17 protein-coding genes and 2 pseudogenes are annotated in these 19,920 nt (G+C 62.3%); 11 read left to right on the forward strand and 8 right to left on the reverse strand.

Annotated features, from left to right (window positions below):
- Positions 1–8: 8 nt before the first annotated feature.
- From WCY17_RS07510 to WCY17_RS07520, 3 genes are read right to left on the reverse strand one after another with little or no spacing between them, the layout of a single operon-like run.
- Positions 9–1,049 carry a branched-chain amino acid ABC transporter permease gene (locus WCY17_RS07510; protein ID WP_372701558.1) on the reverse strand — a complete coding sequence of 347 codons (1,041 nt, stop codon included), beginning with the start codon at positions 1,047–1,049 and terminating at the stop codon, positions 9–11.
- On the reverse strand, positions 1,049–1,933 hold the full coding sequence (locus tag WCY17_RS07515; protein ID WP_372701559.1) for a branched-chain amino acid ABC transporter permease: 885 nt from the start codon (positions 1,931–1,933) through the stop codon (positions 1,049–1,051). Before WCY17_RS07515 ends, WCY17_RS07510 begins: the two co-directional genes overlap by 1 nt.
- Positions 1,934–1,937: 4 nt before the next feature.
- Positions 1,938–2,798, reverse strand: a complete 861-nt coding sequence (locus tag WCY17_RS07520) for an ABC transporter ATP-binding protein (RefSeq protein WP_372701560.1) — start codon at positions 2,796–2,798, stop codon at positions 1,938–1,940.
- A gap of 120 nt (positions 2,799–2,918) precedes the next feature.
- On the opposite strand from WCY17_RS07520, the gene WCY17_RS07525 reads away from it, so the two are divergent.
- From WCY17_RS07525 to WCY17_RS07575, 11 genes and pseudogenes are all read left to right on the forward strand, one after another.
- Positions 2,919–3,962: an AraC family transcriptional regulator gene (locus tag WCY17_RS07525; RefSeq protein ID WP_372701561.1), complete on the forward strand. Its 1,044-nt coding sequence runs from the start codon at positions 2,919–2,921 to the stop codon at positions 3,960–3,962.
- Between the two features lie 98 nt (positions 3,963–4,060).
- Positions 4,061–4,819: a FadR/GntR family transcriptional regulator gene (locus WCY17_RS07530; protein WP_372701562.1), complete on the forward strand. Its 759-nt coding sequence runs from the start codon at positions 4,061–4,063 to the stop codon at positions 4,817–4,819.
- Between the two features lie 107 nt (positions 4,820–4,926).
- Complete coding sequence (locus WCY17_RS07535) at positions 4,927–6,660, forward strand: thiamine pyrophosphate-binding protein (protein WP_372701563.1); 1,734 nt, start codon at positions 4,927–4,929, stop codon at positions 6,658–6,660.
- Between the two features lie 60 nt (positions 6,661–6,720).
- Complete coding sequence (locus WCY17_RS07540; protein ID WP_372701564.1) at positions 6,721–7,500, forward strand: SDR family oxidoreductase; 780 nt, start codon at positions 6,721–6,723, stop codon at positions 7,498–7,500.
- A 121-nt stretch (positions 7,501–7,621) separates the two neighbouring features.
- Complete coding sequence (locus WCY17_RS07545; RefSeq protein WP_372701565.1) at positions 7,622–8,881, forward strand: Zn-dependent hydrolase; 1,260 nt, start codon at positions 7,622–7,624, stop codon at positions 8,879–8,881.
- 232 nt (positions 8,882–9,113) lie between these two features.
- Positions 9,114–10,691, forward strand: a complete 1,578-nt coding sequence (locus WCY17_RS07550) for an ABC transporter substrate-binding protein (protein ID WP_372701566.1) — start codon at positions 9,114–9,116, stop codon at positions 10,689–10,691.
- Positions 10,692–10,720: 29 nt separating this feature from the next.
- Complete coding sequence (locus tag WCY17_RS07555; RefSeq protein ID WP_372701567.1) at positions 10,721–11,728, forward strand: ABC transporter permease; 1,008 nt, start codon at positions 10,721–10,723, stop codon at positions 11,726–11,728.
- Positions 11,725–12,564 (forward strand): ABC transporter permease, encoded by an 840-nt coding sequence (locus tag WCY17_RS07560; protein WP_372701568.1) that lies wholly within the window; start codon positions 11,725–11,727, stop codon positions 12,562–12,564. Before WCY17_RS07555 ends, WCY17_RS07560 begins: the two co-directional genes overlap by 4 nt.
- Positions 12,565–12,573: 9 nt before the next feature.
- A complete protein-coding gene (locus WCY17_RS07565) occupies positions 12,574–14,244 on the forward strand; it encodes an ABC transporter ATP-binding protein (RefSeq protein ID WP_372701569.1) in 1,671 nt (556 codons plus the stop codon).
- Complete coding sequence (locus WCY17_RS07570; RefSeq protein WP_372701570.1) at positions 14,241–14,528, forward strand: cupin domain-containing protein; 288 nt, start codon at positions 14,241–14,243, stop codon at positions 14,526–14,528. Before WCY17_RS07565 ends, WCY17_RS07570 begins: the two co-directional genes overlap by 4 nt.
- Before the next feature lie 18 nt (positions 14,529–14,546).
- A pseudogene (locus tag WCY17_RS07575) lies at positions 14,547–14,819 on the forward strand (histone deacetylase family protein); the annotation flags it as partial.
- Positions 14,820–14,874: 55 nt separating this feature from the next.
- On the opposite strand, the gene thpR reads toward WCY17_RS07575, so the two are convergent.
- The 5 genes and pseudogenes from thpR to WCY17_RS07600 form a co-directional block, all read right to left on the reverse strand.
- Entirely contained in the window at positions 14,875–15,429 is a 555-nt protein-coding gene (thpR, locus tag WCY17_RS07580) for an RNA 2',3'-cyclic phosphodiesterase (protein WP_372701571.1), read from the reverse strand.
- A 53-nt stretch (positions 15,430–15,482) separates the two neighbouring features.
- Positions 15,483–16,475: an NADPH:quinone oxidoreductase family protein gene (locus WCY17_RS07585; RefSeq protein WP_372701572.1), complete on the reverse strand. Its 993-nt coding sequence runs from the start codon at positions 16,473–16,475 to the stop codon at positions 15,483–15,485.
- 20 nt (positions 16,476–16,495) lie between these two features.
- Positions 16,496–17,299 carry an enoyl-CoA hydratase/isomerase family protein gene (locus WCY17_RS07590; RefSeq protein ID WP_372701573.1) on the reverse strand — a complete coding sequence of 268 codons (804 nt, stop codon included), beginning with the start codon at positions 17,297–17,299 and terminating at the stop codon, positions 16,496–16,498.
- A 4-nt stretch (positions 17,300–17,303) separates the two neighbouring features.
- Positions 17,304–18,818, reverse strand: coding sequence for a class I adenylate-forming enzyme family protein (locus tag WCY17_RS07595; protein ID WP_372701574.1), 1,515 nt, complete (start codon positions 18,816–18,818; stop codon positions 17,304–17,306).
- 101 nt (positions 18,819–18,919) lie between these two features.
- Positions 18,920–19,903: pseudogene (locus WCY17_RS07600) on the reverse strand (NAD(P)H-dependent flavin oxidoreductase); the annotation flags it as partial.
- Positions 19,904–19,920: the final 17 nt, after the last annotated feature.

Consider the following 19,920-nt stretch of genomic DNA (forward strand, 5'->3'; position numbering starts at 1 on the left):
GCCTTGGTTCATGACCGGAATGGCCAGAGGTGGAAAAAACGCTGCGTACGTCGCCATACTTCCTGAAGACCCAGCGGTTCGAAGATCAGAAAGCCGATGATCAGCAGGCCATAGACGATGGTGCGCACCGGGGAGAGAATGAGGGTGGTGTCGGCCGAAATGGGCAGCCAGCCGATGATCAGCTTGAGCGCTTCCGGCACCATGGTGATGAAGGCGGCCCCGAGAATGCTGCCCAGCAACGACCCCATGCCGCCCACGATGATGGCGGTGAGAAAGAAAATGGACATCGACAGGGGAAAGCTCTCGGGCGTGATGATGCGGAAGAAATACGCCCACAGCCCACCCGCCACGCCGGCATAGAATGAAGAGATCCCGAACGAAAGCAGCTTGTAGCGCAGCAGCCGGATACCCAGGACTTCGGCAGAAATGTCACGGTCGCGGATGGCGATGAAGGCCCGCCCGGTACGCGAGCGGAACAGGTTGGCCGACCCCAGAAGCATCAGGATGGTGATGGGCATCACCATCCAGTAGAAGCGAAAGGATGTGTCGAGGTCCACGCCCAGGATGCGCGCAGGATTCACCATCAGCCCGCCGGTACCACCCGTGACCGACTGCCAGTTGGAAAAGACGAAATGCAGGATCATGGAGGCTGCAATGGTGGCAATCGCCAGGTACAGCCCCTTGACGCGCAGCGAGGGGATGCCGACGATGAAGCCGGCCACCATGGTGACGGCGCCGGCCGCCAGCAGGCTGATGACGACCGGCAGGTCGATGATCCCCTGCAGTACGGCCACGGTGTAGGCCCCTACCCCCATGAACGCCGCATGGCCCAGGCTGACCAGGCCGGTATAGCCTGTGAGGATGTTCAAACCGGCGGCGCTGCCGATGTTGATCAGCATGAGGCAGGCGAGATAGAGCCAGTATTCGTTGGCTGAAAACGGGAAAATCAGCAGAACCGCGCCCAGCGCCGCCAGCCACGCATATTGCGTACGGGTATCGAACAGGGCCTCATCGTGCCGGTAACTGAATCGTGCGGTGCCGATGCGCATCAGAGCCTCTCGATCTCGCGCGTGCCGAACAGCCCGTAGGGCCGGATCATCAGCACCGCGATCAGAATCATGAAGGTGGCCACGATCTTGAATTCGCCACCCAGAAACCCGCTGGCCCAGGCCTCGATGAGGCCAATGGCCAGGCCGGCGACCAGGGCCCCCAGAACACTGTCGAGCCCGCCGGCGATCACCACCACCAGCACCGACAGGCCAAACACGCCCATGGACGGCGAGATGCCCCCGACCGCGCCCACCAGGATGCCGGCCATGGTGGCAATCATGGCGGCCACGATCCAGGACAGCGAAAACACCCTGGGCACGTTGATGCCCATGGAATAGGCGGCCGCCTGGTCGAATGCGGTGGCCCGCAGCGCCACGCCACCGCGCCAGTAGCGGAAGACCAGCAGGACGATGGCGATCAGCAGCGCGGTGACGAGAAAGCCGTAGAACACCTTGGACGGCACGAAGGCTTCACCGATGAAGATGGCGTCATCGGGCAGGAAGGCTGGCATGCGGCGTGGCGATGCCGTCCAGACCAGTTCGACCAGCCCCACCAGGACGGCGGCCAGCCCCACGGTGATCATGAAGGTGGAAATGGGTGATTCGCCCACCATGGGGCGGATGGTCAGGCGTTCGATCAGCCCGCCGGCCAGCCCGCCCACGATGATGGCCGCAACAATGGCCAGCCAGATCGGCAGGCCGAGATCGACCGCGAAGCCGAAGCACAGATAGGCGCCCAGCATGAGCATTTCGCCGATGGCCAGGTTGACCACCCCGGTGCTTTTGAAGATGATGACGAAAGCCAGTGCCGTGAGGGCATACAGCCCGCCCGTACCCAGGCCCGCCAGGGTGACTTCGGCAAAGAAGACCCAATCGAACCCCATGGCATCAGGCGCCTTGGGGCGCGGGTTGGCGCAGCCGCGCGCGCAGATCGGCGACATCACCCGAGCCCAGGTAGGCACGGATCACTTCGGGGTCGGCCTGTACCTGCTCGGCCGTGCCATTGGCAATGACCTGGCCGAAGTTGAGCACCACGACGTGATCGGAGAGATCCATCACCATGCCCATGTCGTGTTCGACCATGAGTACCGTGATGCCCCATTCTTCACGTACATCGAGGATGAAGCGCGCCATGTCTTCGGTTTCTTCACGGTTCATGCCGGCCACGGGCTCATCGAGCATGAGGATCCTGGGCCGGATCGCCAGCGCGCGCGCCATTTCGACGCGCTTCTGCAGGCCATAGGGCAGCGCGGACACCGGATGGTGACGGATATGGTCGATTTCGAGAAAGTCGATGATGCGTTCCTCGATCTCGCGGCGCAGCTGCATTTCTTCGCGCCGGGTCCGGCCCATGTAGATCAGGTCATGCAGAATATTGGTGCGCAGGTGGGCGTGGCGGCCCAGCTTGATGTTGTCGAGCACCGTCATGCCCCGAAACAGGGCGATGTTCTGGAAGCTGCGCGCCAGGCCCAGGCGGGCCCGCTCGGGGGCCGGAACGTGGGTGATGTCGCGCCCCTCGAACAGGATGCGCCCCGTCTGTGGGCGATAGAATCCCGATATGGTGTTGAACAGGGACGTCTTGCCGGCGCCGTTGGGCCCGATCACCGTGGTGATCGTGTCGGGGGCGACGTCAAAACCCACGTCGGACAGCGCACGCAGGCCGCCAAAGGCCAGGGTCAGATTTTCCAACGCCAGGATGGGAGCCGGAACAGGGGGCTGCACTTTGTCTCCTGATGGTGTGGACACCATACGAATGTTTTGTGGCTTGTGCCAGACCTTCAATTCGGTATTCTAGGAGAGCGGCCGCTGGTTTTAAATGATATGGAATGACGAAAACTTTGCAAAAACGGCCACGATACAGGGTAATCCATGACTCGAGACATCCAGACGCTATCGATCCGCTTCGTCACTGATCTGCTATCAAATGTAGTTGATAATCCAAGGTTTAATCCGGAATGGCTGACCCTGCACGGTCTGACGCCCGAGTTGCTCGCATTGCCGGGTGCCCGGATCACATTGGAAGAATTTGCAAGTTTGTATCGCACCATTGCCGTTGCGATCGACGATGAGACCGTGGGCCTGTTTGCGCGCCCGCTGCGCAACGGCACGCTCAAATATCTGTGCATGCTCATGCTGCACGCACCCCAGTTGCGCGTGGCGCTGAACCGGTTTCGCAACTTCATGCGCCTGGTCAACGATGACGTGCTGTTCGAGGTCGGCCCCGAACATGGGGGCCAGGTCCGCATCATCCTGCATGAGCGCGCCGACCTGGGGGCCACCCGGCTTCTGGCGCTCGAGCTGATGCTGATGCTGGTGCAGGGTGTGGCCTCGTGGCTGGTGGCGCGCAAGATCCCGTTTCATCGCATTGCATTCCCGTTCGCCCAGCCGGTCCACGCATCCGACTATGAGTGTCTGTATCCGGGGCCGATCCGCTACGATCAGGGGCAGACTGCCCTGCACATGGACGCCGCATGGCTGTATGAGCCCATCCGCCAGGATCAGGCCACCCTCCATCATTTCCTGCAGGATGTCCCGCTGAACTGGTTCTATTTTTCGGACAGCAACCGGCCGCGCACGCACCTGGTACGCAATTTTCTGAAAGAGCGCCTGCATCAGGGGCCGACGATACTGGACGTGGCCGAGGCCCTGCATGCTTCGCCGCGCACACTGGCTCGCCATCTGTCGGCCGAGGGCACCAGTTTCCAGCGCATCAAGGACATGCTGCGGCGTGATGTGGCCATTGAACTGCTCAACAAGACCGCCCAGCCGGTGGCTGCCATCGGCAACAGCCTGGGGTTCGAGGATCCCGCCGCATTCAATCGGGCCTTTCGGCAATGGACGGGCAGCGCGCCGGGGGCCTATCGCAAGCGCCCGGCGAATACGAAGCTTCGGGTGGCGGACACTTCATCCTGAGTCAGGATTTGTGCTTTTCCGTCGGCGGATTTCTTGCGATAATGAAACAATTTCTTTACATGATTGGTCAGGCCTTCAGGCCTTTTGGCCATATGAGCATGAACCAACTCGATGCCATCTCTACGGTACGTCTGTATCGTCTCATTGCAGACCGGATTGCCGCAAAAATCGATTCGGGTGATTTTCCTGTGGGCGAGCGCCTGCCTGCGGAACGCCTGCTGTCGGACCAACTGGGTGTCAGCCGGGCTTCGGTTCGCGAAGCTCTGATCGCACTCGAGATCGAAGGTTATGTCGATGTCCGTGTGGGGGCGGGCGTGTTCGTTCGTGAGCGATCCGCGCGAGCGCAGGCGGATGCGCCAGTTCAGGCGCAGGGCGATCGGCAGGTCGAAGTCGGGCCCTTCGATCTGCTCGAAACCCGTTTGCTGCTCGAGCCCGAAGCGGCCGCGCGGGTGGCGGCGACCGCCTCTGGCGAACAGATCGCAGACATCGTGCTGGTACAGCAGCGCATGGATGCCGGTCCTCCCTATCATGATCATGACAGGGCATTCCATCTGGCCATTGCACAGGCCAGCGGCAATGCCGCGCTTGAATCAGCGATTGCGCACATCTGGCAACTCAGTGCAGACAATCAGGTGTTCCGGCGGCTCGACGAGCATTTCGTGAACTCTCAGGACTGGGATCGTGCCTTGCTGGAGCATCGGCAGATCGTGGCAGCATTGCGCCGGCGCAGTGCAGAACAGGCGCGTGCGGCGATGCAGGCGCATCTGGCCAACATCCTGATGCGCCTGCATCGAGATTTTGATGATCAGACAGATGCGGTGGGCCAGTCCGAGGCCGTTTCGCAGACGGCCGGCTGAGATGCGCCGCGTTTCAGTCCGGACAGTCTGCAGAGCTGTGGCTGGCGGGTCTGGCAGGTTGCAGGCGCACCTCGATGGGCAATTCAATGGCATACACGGCTGACTCAATGGCATGCACGACTGACAACTCCCGCCATGGAGGCCAGATCCTGATGCAGCAACTCAGGATCAACGGGGTGCGCAGGGTATTTCTGGTGCCTGGCGAAAGCTACCTGCCCTGCATCGATGCGTTCAATGAACATATCGGGGTCATTCAACCGGTGGTCTGCCGCCAGGAAAGCGGCGCGGCCTATATGGCCGAGGCCCACGGGAAGCTCACGGGTGCACCGGGTATCTGTTTTGTCACACGGGGTCCTGGTGCAAGCAACGCCAGCATCGGTCTGCATACGGCGTATCAGGATTCGACGCCCATGATCCTCTTCATAGGGCAGGTGTCCACCCGCTTCCTCGATCGTGAGGCATTCCAGGAAATCGATTACCGGCGCATGTTCGGGCCCGTCGCGAAATGGGTCGCCCAGATCGACCGAACCGACCGTATCCCCGAGTATGTTTCGCGCGCTTTTGCTGTCGCGACTGGCGGGCGGCCTGGGCCGGTGGTGCTCGCGCTGCCCGAAGACATGCTCTGGGGCCGGGCTGATGTGCCCGATCTGCCGCCTTCGCGGCGCGCGCATCTGCATCCGGGGCAAGGCGAACTCCAGGCACTCAAGGCCCAACTGGCCCAGGCGCAACGCCCTCTGATGATTCTGGGCGGCAGCGGCTGGTCGGCCCAGGCAGTCCATGACATCACGTGTTTTGCCCACTGTTTCGGCCTTCCGGTTTCGGTGGCCTGGCGCCGGTTGGAATGCTTTGATCACGCCGATCCTCATTTTGCCGGTCAGGTGGGCTGGGCCATGCACGACGCGCTTGCGGCCCGTGTGCGCGCGGCCGATCTGATCCTGGCCGTCGGGACCCGCCTGGGCGAGGCGACTACCATCGCCTATTCACTCATCGAAAGCCCCCTGCCACGGCAGAGGCTGGTGCATGTTCATCCGGATGTCTCCGAAATCGGCCGGGTCTTCATGCCGGCGCTGGCCATGGTGGCCGATGTGGCAAGCTTTGCGCGTGCGGCGTCGAAACTGGCCCCGGACAAAGCGCCTGATCTGTGTGCAGTACAGCAGGCGCACGCCGAATATCTGCAGTCGCTCGAACCATTGCCGGCTCCGGGGCCGCTCAGCCTCGATCAGCTGGCAGCGCATGTCAACCATGTCTTGCCGGATGACGCCTGCATCACGGTTGGGGCGGGCAATTATGCGCTGTATCCGCATCGTTATCGCCAGTTCCATGGCCCGGGCACGAGCCTGGCGCCTACCCTGGGCGCCATGGGCTACGGGTTGCCAGCAGCCATCTCGGCCAAACTCGAAGATCCGCAACGTGAAGTGATCTGCTACGCAGGCGATGGCTGCTTCCAGATGAACATGCAGGAACTGGGTGTGGCCATGCAATATGGGCTGGGTATCGTCATTCTGCTGTTCAGCAACAGCTGCTGGGGCACCATCAGGGCGCATCAGGAACGCGAGTTCCCCGGGCGCAGCGTGGCACTGGATTTCGTCAATCCCGAATTCTGTCAGGTCGTGCAGGCTTATGGCGGGCATGGCGAGGTGGTCGAGAAAACCGAAGACTTTCCGGCCGCCTTCGATCGTGCGCGTGCGTTTGCACGTGCACGGCATTTGCCGGCGCTGGTGGAGATCCGTTACGCACCCGAGGGGATCGCGCCAGGGGAAACACTTCGTGGCATCCGTGCCCAGGCGCTGGCTGCTGCCAGCGCCTCTGGTGCAACGGTGGCGCTGCCTCGGCCCGAATAGGCGGCGGGTTCAGCGCTCGGCCATTCAGGCATCGGTCACAATTCAGCAGGGAGGGGTCAGATGGATTTGTATTTGCAGGGCAAGGTGGCACTGGTCTGCGGGGCGAGTCAGGGCCTGGGATTTGCCTGCGCGCGGGCACTGGCGCTGGAAGGTGCTGTGGTCACTCTGGTCGCGCGGCGCGGCGATGTGCTGGCCAAGGCGGCAGAGCGCATCCGTGAGGATGGTGCCGTCGATGTGCGCACCGTAGCCGCGGACATCACCACGGCGGCAGGTCGTGACGCGGCACTGGTGACATCGGGCGCACCCGATATCCTGGTCACCAATGCGGGGGGTCCCAAGCCGGGTGATTTCCGTGAATGGACCCGGGACGACTGGATGTCGGCCCTCGACAACAACATGTACAGCCCCATTGCATTGATGCAGTCAGTGATCGATCCGATGATCGAGCGCCGTTTCGGGCGCATCGTCAATATCACGTCCAGCGCGGTGAAAATGCCCATCGACATCCTTGGCCTGTCCAATGGTGCGCGCAGTGGCCTGACCGGTTTCGTGGCAGGGCTGGCACGGCAGGTGGCGCAGTATGGCATCACCATCAACAACCTGCTGCCAGGGGCCTTTTCCACCGTGAGGCTGCAGGAGACCGCCCGCCGTGTCGCCGAAGACACCGGGGTCTCCCTCGATGAGGTGCAGCAGGGCAGGCTGATGGCGATCCCGGCCCGCCGTTTTGGCGATCCGGCCGAATTCGGCGATGCCTGCGCATTCCTGTGCAGCCCCAGAGCGGGTTATATCACGGGCCAGAATCTGCTTCTGGATGGTGGCGCTTTTCCGGGCACCCTCTGAGGATCAGGCCAGCTCAGGAACAGGGCTCCACCTCAGGACCGGGGCTCTATACTGGCCTCGCATGCCGACCGTGAATCCTGGTATTGGTCGGGATCAACGCATCTGAACCAAGGAAACACAAATGACACACCCCACTATGCTCAAAGTAAACGGTGCCCGACTCTGGACGTCGCTCATGGATCTGGCCCGCATCGGGCCGACGCCCAAAGGGGGCAGTTGTCGTCTGGCCCTCACTGACCTCGACACTCAAGGGCGGGATCTGGTCACGGGCTGGATGAAAGAAGCCGGCCTGGATATCCGTACCGATCAGATCGGCAACATCATCGGCCGCCGTGCAGGGCAGAATCCCGGCCTCAAGCCGGTGGCCATGGGCAGCCACATCGATACCCAGCCCACTGGCGGGCGCTTTGATGGCTGCTATGGCGTGATGGCGGGGCTCGAAGTCATGCGCATCCTCAATGACCACGGTGTGCGCACGCAGGCTCCGCTTGAACTGATGATCTGGACCAACGAAGAAGGGGCCCGGTTTGCGCCGGCCATGATGGGCTCGGGCGTATTCTGTGGGGCCATTCCGCTGCAGTCCGCGCTCGAGACGGTCGACCGGGATGGCAAGACCGTGGGCGATGAACTGGCCCGTTCCGGCTACGCCGGTTCGCTGCCTGTCCCGGGGGTGCTTCCGGACAGCTATTTCGAGGCCCATATCGAGCAGGGGCCGGTACTGGAAGACGAACGCAAGGTGATTGGGGTCGTGAGCGGTTCGCTGGCCTTGCGCTGGTATGAGATCACCGTGACCGGGAACGAAGCGCATGCCGGGCCGACACCCATGCATTTGCGCCAGGATGCCCTGTTTGCTGCAACGCATCTGATGCAGGCCGTGGTCCGGATTGCACGGGCCCATGCCCCTGAAGGGCGGGGCACGGTCGGCATCGTGGATGTGCGCCCCGGTTCGCCCAATGTCATTCCGGGTACGGTGCGTTTCACGGTCGATCTGCGCCACGAGGACCCGGCCCGCCTGGACGATATGGATGCACAATTGAAACTCGCCTGCCGGCAACTGTCCGAAACCGTCGGCTACGCTGTCCAGGCCAGCCTGAAGGAAACCTGGGATTTCCCGGCTACACCATTCGATGCACATTGCGTCGGCCTGGTGCGCGATCAGGCAGAAGCCCGTGGCTACAGCCACCGGGATATCGTTACGGGCGCGGGTCACGACGCCGTCTACATGGCCACCGTCGTGCCCACGGCGATGGTGTTCGTGCCGTGCAGAGATGGCATCAGCCACAACGAGGCGGAATATGCCGAGCCCGAACACCTGGAGGCCGGTGCCAATGTTCTGCTGGGTGCGGTGCTCGCCCGGGCCAGCGCCTGTGGTTTACCCTGAAAAGAGCTGGGCGTTCTTGCGTCGTTACCTATAGATGTTTAAATTATCGGTCAGGCCACCTGACCTTTTGCCGATGCGTCAAACGGTCGTTTCACGGTGGGTTCGGGCGCGGGTCAGCCTGGTCGCCTGGATCCGTATCAAAACCGGCAAACGAACATCGAGCAGCATGGCCTCGTTCTGAGGACCACTGTTTCGATCGTTGCAAAAATACAAGGGATACAAGGAGACAGCAATGGACAGACGTCAATTCATGATCACCGGTGCTTCGGCAATGGGTGCACTCACCACCGAACTTGCCCTGCCCACCTGGGCGCATGCGGCTGACAAGAAAGTATTGCAACTCATCATCCAGCCCGAGCCGCCCATCCTGATTGCTGCATTCAACCAGCAGGCCCCCACACAGTATGTCAGCGGCAAGATGTTCCAGAGCCTGATGACTTATACGTTTGATCTCAAACCCATGCCGGGCCTGGCCAAGTCCTGGGATGTTGCCGCAGACGGCCTGAGCATCACATTCCATTTGCAGGAAGGCGTCAAATGGCATGATGGTCATCCATTCAGCGCGGATGACGTTGTCTTCTCGCTGGCAGACATGTTGCCCAAGGTGCACGCACGCGCGCGTGCAATTCTGGATACGCATGCCAAGTCAGTCGAGAAAATAGACGATCTCACTGTGCGTCTCAACCTGAAGGCGCCATTTCCCGCTGTCATCCTCATGTTCGAGCCTGGCTTCGCGCCCATGCTGCCCAGGCATGTCTACGAAGGCACCGACTACATGACCAACCCGGCCAACCAGCATCCGATCGGGACTGGCCCATTCATGTTCAAGGAATGGCAGCGAGGCTCTTTCATCCATCTGGTCCGCAACCCGCATTATTGGAAGCCGGGCATGCCCTATCTCGACGAACTCATCTTCAACGTCATCCCGGATTCTTCCTCCCGGGCAGTGGCCTTCCAGAACGGGCGCATCGACGTCCTTTATGGCGGCGATGTCGACAACGTCGATATCAAGCGCCTGTCCGAGATCGATGGGGTCACGTATACCACCAAGGGCTGGGAAATGTTCTCGCCACTGGCCTATCTCATCTTCAACATGCGCAAGCCACCGTTCGACAACGTCAAGGTGCGTCAGGCCATGATGTACGCCATGAACCGCGAGGCCATCGTCAAGAATATTTTCTTTGGCCTGGGTCAGGTGGCCAACGGCCCCTTCGTGCCCACCGAACTGTATTACGACCCCAACCTGCCGCCCTACACGTTCGACCCCAGGAAGGCACGCGAGCTCATCAAGGAATCCGGCATCAATCCGGCCGACCACACCATCCGCCTGCTCAGCTTTCCCTACGGCTCCACCTGGGATCGTCTGGACGAATACACCCGTCAGACACTCGAGCAACTGGGCTTCAAGGTTGACCTGCAATCCACTGATGGTGGCGGCTGGGCCGCGCGTACGGGTGACTGGGATTTCGACATCACCACCACCTACTCGTACCAGTATGGCGATCCGGCACTGGGGGTCGAACGCCTGTACGTCGCGCGCAACATCGTCAAGGGGTCACCGTTTGCCAATGCCCAGGGCTACAACAACCCGGCGCTCGACAAACTCTGGTCCGAAGCGTCGGGCTCCACGGATCCGGTGCGCCGCCAGGCACTGTACTCCGAGATCCAGAAGACACTGGTCGAAGAGGTCGGCAACGGCTTTCTGGTCGACATGGAATTTGCCACGCTCTATCGCAGCAATATCAAGAACCTGGTCACTACGGCCATTGGTCTGAACGAAAGTTTCGACAACGTGCATTTCGAAGGCTAGTCCAGGCCTGTCGGCCGGGGGTGGCGCGCATGAAATTTCTTGGTTTCCTGACATCCAGAATCATCAAGGCATTGATTGTGGTGCTGGGTGTGGTGATCATCAATTTCTTTCTGATCCGGCTGGCTCCGGGCGACCCGGCAGCGGTTCTGGCCGGGCAGTCGGGTGCCAGCGACCCGGCCTACGTCGAACAGTTGCGCGAAGAGTTTGGCCTCGACAAACCCGTGCTGGTTCAACTGGGGGTCTATCTGTCCGGTGTGGTGCAGCTCGATCTCGGCTATTCGTATCGCAACAACATGCCGGTTCTGACCCTGATCGTCCAGCGCATTCCGGCGACCTTGCTGCTGATGTTCTGCGCCTTCCTGTTTTCTTTGGTATTGGGCGTGCTGCTGGGTGTAGTGGCCGCCAATGCCCGCTACAGCCGACGAAGGCGATGGCTGGACAACATCGTCATGGCGGTTTCGCTGCTGCTGTACGCCACGCCGCTGTTCTGGCTGGCGCTCATGGCCATCCTGTTGTTCTCGGTCGTGCTGGGCTGGTTGCCGGGTTTTGGCATGGAGACCGTCGGGGCGGGCTTCACTGGCTGGGCCTATATACAGGATATCGCTCTGCATCTGGTGTTGCCGACGGTCACCCTGGGGTGTTTCTTCATGGCCATGTATGTCATGCTCACGCGGGCCTCCATGCTTGAAGTCATCAACATGGATTTCGTCAAGACAGCGCGGGCAAAGGGTGTGGCGCCAAACACCATCATCCGCCGGCATGTCCTGCGCAATGCACTGCTGCCCGTGATCACGTTTGCCGGCATTCAGCTGGGTCAGATGGCGGGTGGCGCGGTGCTGACGGAAACAGTGTTTGCATGGCCGGGCATTGGGCGCCTGATGTTCGATGCTTTGCTGCAGCGCGACTACCAATTGCTGCTCGGGGTGTTTCTGGTCACCTCCTTCATGGTGGTCGTGTTCAATCTGCTCACCGATGTCGTCTACCGGTTCGTGGATCCGCGCATTGCCGCCGGCGCTCAACCCGGAGGGGTGCAATGAGCGGGTTCCTGCGGCGTTTCTCACGTAATTACGGCGCACTGGCTGGCACGGTCATCCTGTTGCTGGTGGTGTTGCTGGCGGCGGTGGCACCGGTTCTCTACCCGGATTCCCCCTGGATGATGGTGGCCGATCCGTTGATCCCGCCTTTTACCAATCCGGAATATCCATTCGGTACGGACATGCTCGGAAGGGATATCGCCGCTGGCCTTGCCTGGGGGGCACAGGTCTCGCTGCTGGTGGGCATTGTATCCACCATCATTGCGCTGCTGGTCGGGATTCTGGTCGGTTCCATTGCCGGCTATTATGGTGGCTGGGTCGATGACTTTCTCATGCGGCTGACCGAATTCTTCCAGACGATCCCGCAATTGGCCATGGCCGTGGTCCTGGTGGCGGTCTTGAGTCCGAGCATCTATTCGATTCTCGCCGCAATCGCGCTGGTGGCCTGGCCACCAGCGGCCCGTCTGGTGCGTGGTGAATTCCTGTCGCTCAAGCAGCGTGAATTCGTACAGGCCGCGATCGTGATCGGTCAACATCCCTGGCGCATCATTGGTTCGCAGATTCTGCCCAATGCCATGTCACCCATCATCGTGTCCACATCGTTCATGGTTGCCACAGCCATTCTGACCGAAGCGGCACTGTCTTTTCTCGGCCTGGGTGATCGCAACCTCATGAGCTGGGGGTTCATGATAGGGGCCGCGCGCACCATGATCCAGCAGGCCTGGTGGATGATCGTCTGGCCCGGCGTGGCCATACTGCTCACCGTGCTGTCCATCAACCTGATTGGGGGCGGGCTCAGTGATGCACTCAATCCGCATCTGCGTCGCCCCAACGAATAGGAGCCCGATGTGCCCGCCCACGACCCGGATCATTCTGCAAACACTTTGCTGTCCGTTCGCGGCCTGACCATTCCCCTGCCGCGCGGCGGTGATCGGCCCCATGCGATCCGCGACATTTCATTCGATGTGGGCGCACATGAAATCGTCTGCGTGGTGGGTGAATCGGGATCGGGCAAGTCCATGATGGCAAATACCATCATGGGTCTGCTGCCCGATTATCTGGTGCCGCAGGCCGGCGAGATTTTCTTCAAGGGGCAGGATCTGCTCACGCTGCCTGAAGATACCTTGCGTGGCATGCGTGGCAAGGATGTCGCCATGATCTTCCAGGAGCCACTTTCGGCGCTGAATCCGGTCATGAAGGTGGGCCAGCAGATTGCCGAAGTCATGAGTGCGCATCATGTGTATCCTGGCGCGGAGCGGGTGGGGCGCGTGCTCGATTTACTCAGCTTTGTCGGCCTGCCGGATCCATCCGTGCTCAGTCAGGCGTATCCGTTTGCCCTCTCGGGCGGGCAGCGCCAGCGTGTCATGATCGCCATGGCTCTCGCGCTCGAGCCGGCGCTGTTGATCGCAGATGAGCCTACCACGGCGCTCGATGTCACCACACAGGCGCAGATTCTGGCGCTGATCAGCGATATCCAGCGCCAGAAGGGCATGGGTGTGCTGTTCATCACCCATGATTTCGGCGTTGTGGCGGAGATCGCGGATCGCGTGGTAGTCATGGAGAAAGGCCGGCTGGTTGAGCAGGGGCCGGCTGCGCAGGTTCTCAATCAGCCTCGAGAGTCCTATACCCGACGCCTCATTGCAGCCGTCCCTCGCCGGCGTGCGCGCACTGGCGATACAGCGGCCCTGAGCGGCCCCGCATTGCTCGAGGTCCGCAATCTTCACAAGACGTATCGAATGGGGCGCAAGGGGCTGTTTTCCAGCGTTCGGGAAGTGCGCGCAGTCAATGGCGTGAGTTTCGAGGTCCGGGCGGGTCAAACATTGGGCATTGTGGGTGAATCCGGTTCGGGGAAATCCACCATTGGCAAGTGTCTGTTGCGCCTGATCCATGTGGATGGTGGCGAAATCCTGTTTGATGGTCATGACCTCACCCGGATGTCCCAAAGTCAACTCAGGCCGCTGCGAAAATCGATACAGATGATCTTCCAGGACCCCTTTTCTTCGCTCAATCCCCGTCACACGGTGGGCCGAATCATCAGTGATGGTCCGGTTGCCAATGGCATGGGGCGCCGCGAGGCTCAGGATCTTGCCCATCGATTGCTTGACATGGTCGGCCTCGATCGTTCTGCCTTCGATCGATACCCCAATCAGTTTTCCGGGGGGCAGCGCCAGCGGGTCGGCATCGCGCGTGCCCTGGCACTCGACCCCAAAGTGATCGTGGCCGATGAGTCGGTCTCTGCTCTTGATGTGTCAGTCCAGGCTCAGGTGCTTGAACTGCTGCGCAGCATCCAGCAACGTCTGGACATTGCCATGATCTTCATCACCCACGATTTGCGCGTGGCGGCCCAGATCTGTGACCGCGTCGCCGTCATGCATCGTGGGGTCTTTGCCGAATACGGCGATCCCGCGCAGATCTTCGAGCATCCATCTGATCCCTACACGCAGGAACTGATCGCGGCGATTCCGGGGAAAGACTGGGATCCGGATCTCTGCGCCATTACTGAAGGAGAAACGCCATGAACCGCGCCCAGGCCATGCCCGTCGTACACATCGATAACGAATTCACGCGGGTCACACGCTGGACGTTTCCGCCCGGCTCCGAAACCGGCTGGCATCGTCACGAACTCAGCTATGTCGTGGTGCCCGTGATCACGGGGATTCTGCAGATCGAAACCCGCGATGGCCAGCGTACGCCTTCGCCCATTACGGCCGGGCAACCTTACGCACGCTCAGCTGGTGTGGAGCACAACGTCATCAATGAAAGTGGCCTGGAAGTCGCCTTCATTGAAATCGAAATGAAGTGAGTGCATCAAGAACTTACCATGGATACTTATTTTCACCCTGATCAATTTCTGCACCACCCCAAAAGCTATTTTTCTCGTGGGCAGATGCGTACACCCCAGGAAATTCCGGCACGGGCCGAACGCCTGCTCCAGGGCATCGAGTCACTCGGACTTTCCGTACGCACCCCGGATGATCGCGGCCACAAGCCCCTGCTGGCCGTGCATGACATCGCTTATCTGCGTTTCCTGGAATCCGCCTATCGACGCTGGCATCAGGTGCCCGAAGACTGGGGTGATGAGGTCATGTCCAATTGAACTTGCCCATGCCGCCTGGTTCGCTTGAATGTGTGTTCTTTGAACGTCTCGATCAGGGTACGGGCGCAGGCAGCCACTGCTCGCCAAGCCTCTCGTAGTGCGGGCCTGTGGCACGCGGGGCCGATGCCACCAGTACCAGCCGCCGCGCCTGCCAGGTGATGGCCTGGGCCGCCGGCCAGGCTGGCAGTGCGCTGCGCTCGACCTTGCGCAACAGCGACACATGGGGCCGGAAGCATTCATCGGGCCGGCGGATTCCCAAAGCGTCGATGTCGTTCCAGAGGCCATCGTGCAGGTGGCGCAACCAGGGTGTGGGTGCCGATGACCCGGCCCAGACGATGCGCGGCCCACGAAAATGGCCGAAGCGATCCAGCACCAGCGTACCACCGGTTCGCCGGCCAGCCTGCAGCAGGCCAATCAGTGCCGGGATCCGGCCTGTATCGACCGAACCCAGAAACGCCAGGGTCAGATGCAGCGTGTCCAGGCGCATGATACGCCCGCCACATGCGGTGCCCGCCTGCCGAGCCCGGGCATGCAGGGCGCGCGCTGTATCTGCATCAGGCCACAATGCGAAGAACAGGCGGCACGTGGATTCATGGGGCGGCGGCATGAGCGGGACGCGGTATGGGCTGCGGGGGTATCATCCGTGCGGCTGGCCGCTCTTCAGGAATCCGCCCGCCCCTGCGGTACGACGACCCACTTGCCCACCACCTGGCGTTGTTGCATCGCTTCGAGTGCCGCGGGGGTTTCGGCGAGTGTCAGGTGGCGCGTGATGGCGGGCCGGATGCGGCCTGCCTGATACCATTCTGCAAGCGTCTGGATGTCAGCCTGCACTGCGGCGCGTTCGCGTTTCAGGTAATCACCCCAGAACACGCCCACAATGGCGCAACCTTTGAGCAGGGGCAGGTTCAGTGCAATGCGCGGGATTTCGCCGCTGGCAAAGCCGATCACCAGGAATCGCCCGCGCCAGGCCGTGCTGCGCAGGGCGGCCTCGCTCAGCGGGCCGCCCACCGGGTCACAGACCACGTCCACGCCCCGGCCTGCGGTGAGTTCCTTGAGCCGGGCGCGCAGATCTTCGCCTTGGTAATCGATCACGGCATCGGCGCCATGGGCAAGACACGATTCAAGTTTTTCGGGGCTGGACGCTGCGGCGATCACCCGCGCCCCCAATGCCTTGGCCAGTTCGGTCAGGGCACTGCCCAGGCCACCGGACGCGCCGAGGACCAGCACGGTTTCGCCCGCGCGTAATTGGGCGCGGTCGGTCAGCGCGTGCCAGGCGGTGCCGTAGGTCATCAGCAAAGACCCGGCGATGTCGAAGGGCAGCCCGTCGGGAACGGTGAAAAGCGCATCGGCCGGTACGGCAATCTGTTCGGCAAATGCACCCCAGCCGGAAAACCCCAGTACGGCCTGGCCAGGCTCGAAGCCGCGGGCTTCGGCGCCAAGTGCACGGACGCGTCCGGCGAATTCACCCCCTGGGCTGAAGGGCAGCGGTGGCTTGAACTGGTAGCGATTCTCGATGATGAGCGTATCGGGATAATTGAGCCCGGCTGCGTGGACATCGACCAGCACCTGGCCTGCCTGGGGTTCCGGTGCGGGGCCGTCCTGCAGGGTGAGGGTGGAGGGGGGGCCATACTGGCTGCAGATGAGTGCTTTCATCAGGGTTCCGAAAAAAGGCGTCAGGATGTGGAAAACGTGGGCGCACGTTTCTGCACGAAAGCCTGGATGGCCTCCTGGAAATCGGCTGTCATGAGCCCCAGAACCTGGGCGTGATTTTCGAGTTCCAGGGCGGCCTGCAGGCTGGCGGCATCCAGATTCTGCCAGAACACGCGCTTGCTGTGCGCACTGGCGTAGGGCGGCAGGGCGAGAATGGTTCGAGCGCGCTCGATGGCGGCATCCTGCAGCGTATCATGCGGGCATATGGCCGACACCAGGCCGATGTCCAGTGCCTCCTGGGCGGCTATGGGGCGGCCTGTGAGCATGACGTCCGCCGCGCGCCCCGCACCGATCAGCCGCGGCAAATGGTAGCTGATGCCGCATTCGCCTGCCGTCAGCCCCAGTTTGACGGCGCCGATATGGAAACTGGCCTGGGGGCTGGCCAGACGCAGATCGGCCGCCAGCGCCAGGCCCATGCCAGCGCCCACTGCAACGCCATGCACGGCCGCGATCACGATGGCGTCGGCGGCACGCAGGCGCGCAATCAGGCCTGCAAAGCACAGTTGCAAGGCCATGGCGCGTGCCGGATCGGGTGCATGACGGCCCTGGTCATCGAGCAGGGATTTCAGATCCAGACCCGCACAGAACGACGGCCCATCACCTGTGATGATCAATACCCGCAGCGCTGAATCCGACAGTGCCTGATCCAGTGCGCGGTGCAGCGCCTGGGCATCGGCCACCCTCAGGGCATTGCGCTGTGCCGGACGCTGGATACGGATGCGCGCCAGGCCGGGTGCCAGGGCGTCGTGGACGATGGTCTCGTTCATGGGATCAGCTCGGGTCGGTGGGTTGCACACGCTCACGCAGCAAACGCTTGAGCAGCTTGCCATTGGCATTGCGTGGCAAGGGTTCGGTGCCCAGGGTGAATGTTTCCGGCACCTTGTAGTCGGCCAGGCGCTGAGCGCAGAACGCCTGCAGGGCATCGCCCGTGAGGTTCGAGCCGGCACGGGGCACCACGAATGCGTGGACCCGTTCGCCCAGCACGGGGCATGGGGTCCCCACCACGGCGGCCTCGACCACATCGGGGTGCTCGCTCAGGCAGTTCTCGACTTCCACGCTGTAGATCTTGTAGCCGCCGCGGTTGATCAGGTCCTTGTACCGATCCTTGACATACACGAAGCCCTGCGCATCCATGTAGCCCACATCGCCGCTGCGCCAGTAGCCGCCGACGAAGTTGTCTTCCGTGGCCTGTGCGTTGTGCCAGTAACCCTTGGCCACCATCGGGCCCTTGAGCCAGAGCTCGCCGACTTCGCCGCGCGGCAGTTCGCGGCCTTCCGGGCTCATGATGAGCACCTCGGCCACGGGCAGTGGAGGGCCCACGCTGTCCAGGTGATCGTGCGTGAGATGGGCCGGCATCACGGTGACGGGCGAAGTGGTTTCGGTGGCGCCGTAGCAGTTCGACAGGCGCAGATCGGGCAGCCACTGGTGCAGCTGATCGAGCACTTCCGGGGGCATGGGTGCGCCGCCAAAGCCACCGACCGCCCATGCGGACAGGTCGTGGCGCCGGTAGTCTTCCTGGAGCAGGCAGAGCCGGTACATGGCCGGTACCATGAGGGTATAGCTCATGCGCTCTTGCGCGGCCTGTACCAGGAACTCGCTCGCCTTGAAGCGCGATGCGATCAACAGCGTACCCCCCAGGCCCAGCACCACTGCCATCAGGGCGACCAGGCCAGTGACGTGGCTCAGCGGCACCACGGCCATGCCGCGTACGTGCTCATCCAACTGCAGGACCTGGGTGTAGTTCAGGACCGAATGCACGATATTGAAATGCGTCAGGACGGCCCCTTTGGGAAAGCCCGTAGTGCCCGAGGTGTACAGGATGACGGCCATGTCTTCTTCAGCCACGCGGGCACAGCTGGCCAGAGGGGCATGCTGCAGCAGCTCGGCCCAGGCGATGCCGCCACCCCTGGCCAGGGTGTCGGTGTGTACTTGGTGCCGCAGCGCAGGCGTATCCGGCGCGGGCGGGACCAGCGCCTGCAGGTTGGCGTCGTGGATCAGCAGCCGGGCTTCGCAATCCTGGAGAATGTAGCGGATGCCCGGCATTTGTTCGCGGATGTTCAGCGGCACCACGGCGGCCCCCAGCGCCCAGACGGCATAACAGGCCAGCACGAACTCCGGCCTGTTCGACAACAGCAGCGCGACCCGATCGCCCTGGCCGACGCCCAGCGCCTGCAGCCCGGCCGCTGCGCGCATCACCCGGTCATTGAACTGCTGCCAGTCGAGCCGCAGCGCATCGTGCACCAGCGCTTCCCTGGCCGGGTCCCGGCTGGCGGCGGCGTGCCGCATGTCGTTCAGATTTGCAGGTCGGTCCTGGAAGCAGAGGATCACACGATGACCGAAATGCTGTTCCCTGCGCGTTGCCAACATGAATTCACCTCCGTATGCGTTCAGGGCGCCGGGGCGGCCAGAAGACTCGCGTGCTGCAACGCAGCGCGGCATTCGGCCACGATGCGCTGGATCAGGACTGCGCAACTGGGGATGTCGTCGATCAGGCCGATGACCTGACCCGCCCATACCAGCCCCGCATCCAGGTCTCCAGAGGCCAGCGCCTCGCGCCCGCGCTGGCCGCTGACCAGCGGCTGGATGTCCGGGAATTCGCAGCCACCGGGCTGGTTTTCCAGGGCGACCACCTGATCGGACACCGCATTTTTCAGAACCCGGCCCGTATTGCGGAAACTGCGCAGGATCAGCTGGGTTTCCTGCTCGGTGGCATTCACCAGCGCCTGCTTGATGTTGTCGTGGATCGGCGCTTCCAGCGTAGCGCAAAAACGGGTGCCCATGTTGATGCCTTCGGCCCCCAGGGCCAATGCCGCTGCCATGCTGCGGCCATCGACCATGCCTCCGGACGCAATGACCGGGATCCGCAGGGCACGGGTGGCCAGCGGAATGAGGATCAGGCCTGGAATGTCTTCTTCGCCCGGATGGCCTGCGCATTCGAAGCCGTCGATGCTGATGGCGTCGACCCCCCGCCGTTCGGCCGACAGCGCATGGCGCACGGTCGTGCACTTGTGCACGATACGGGCGCCAGCACGTCGGGTCTTTTCGGTCAGCGCCTGGGGGTGATTGCCCGCCGTCTCCAGGATGCGTACCCCGCTGTCCAGGATGGCATCCAGGTAGGCTTCATAGGGCGGCGCCTTGGATGTGGGCAGAATGGTGAGGTTGACGCCGAACGGCTGGTCGGTCTGCTCGCGGCAGCGTTCGATCTCGCGTGCCAGGTGTTCGGGGCTGGGTTGTGTCAGTGCTGTGAGAATGCCCAGGCCGCCGGCATTGGAGACCGCCGCGGCCAGTTCGGTGGTGCCCACCCACTGCATGCCGCCCTGGATGATGGGATAGCGGATGCCCAGCAGGTCGGTGATGCGGGTCTTCATCGGATTCTCCTTGGGTGGGT

It is taken from the genome of Castellaniella sp. (assembly GCF_041677825.1).
Classification (GTDB): Bacteria; Pseudomonadota; Gammaproteobacteria; order Burkholderiales; family Burkholderiaceae_B; genus Castellaniella.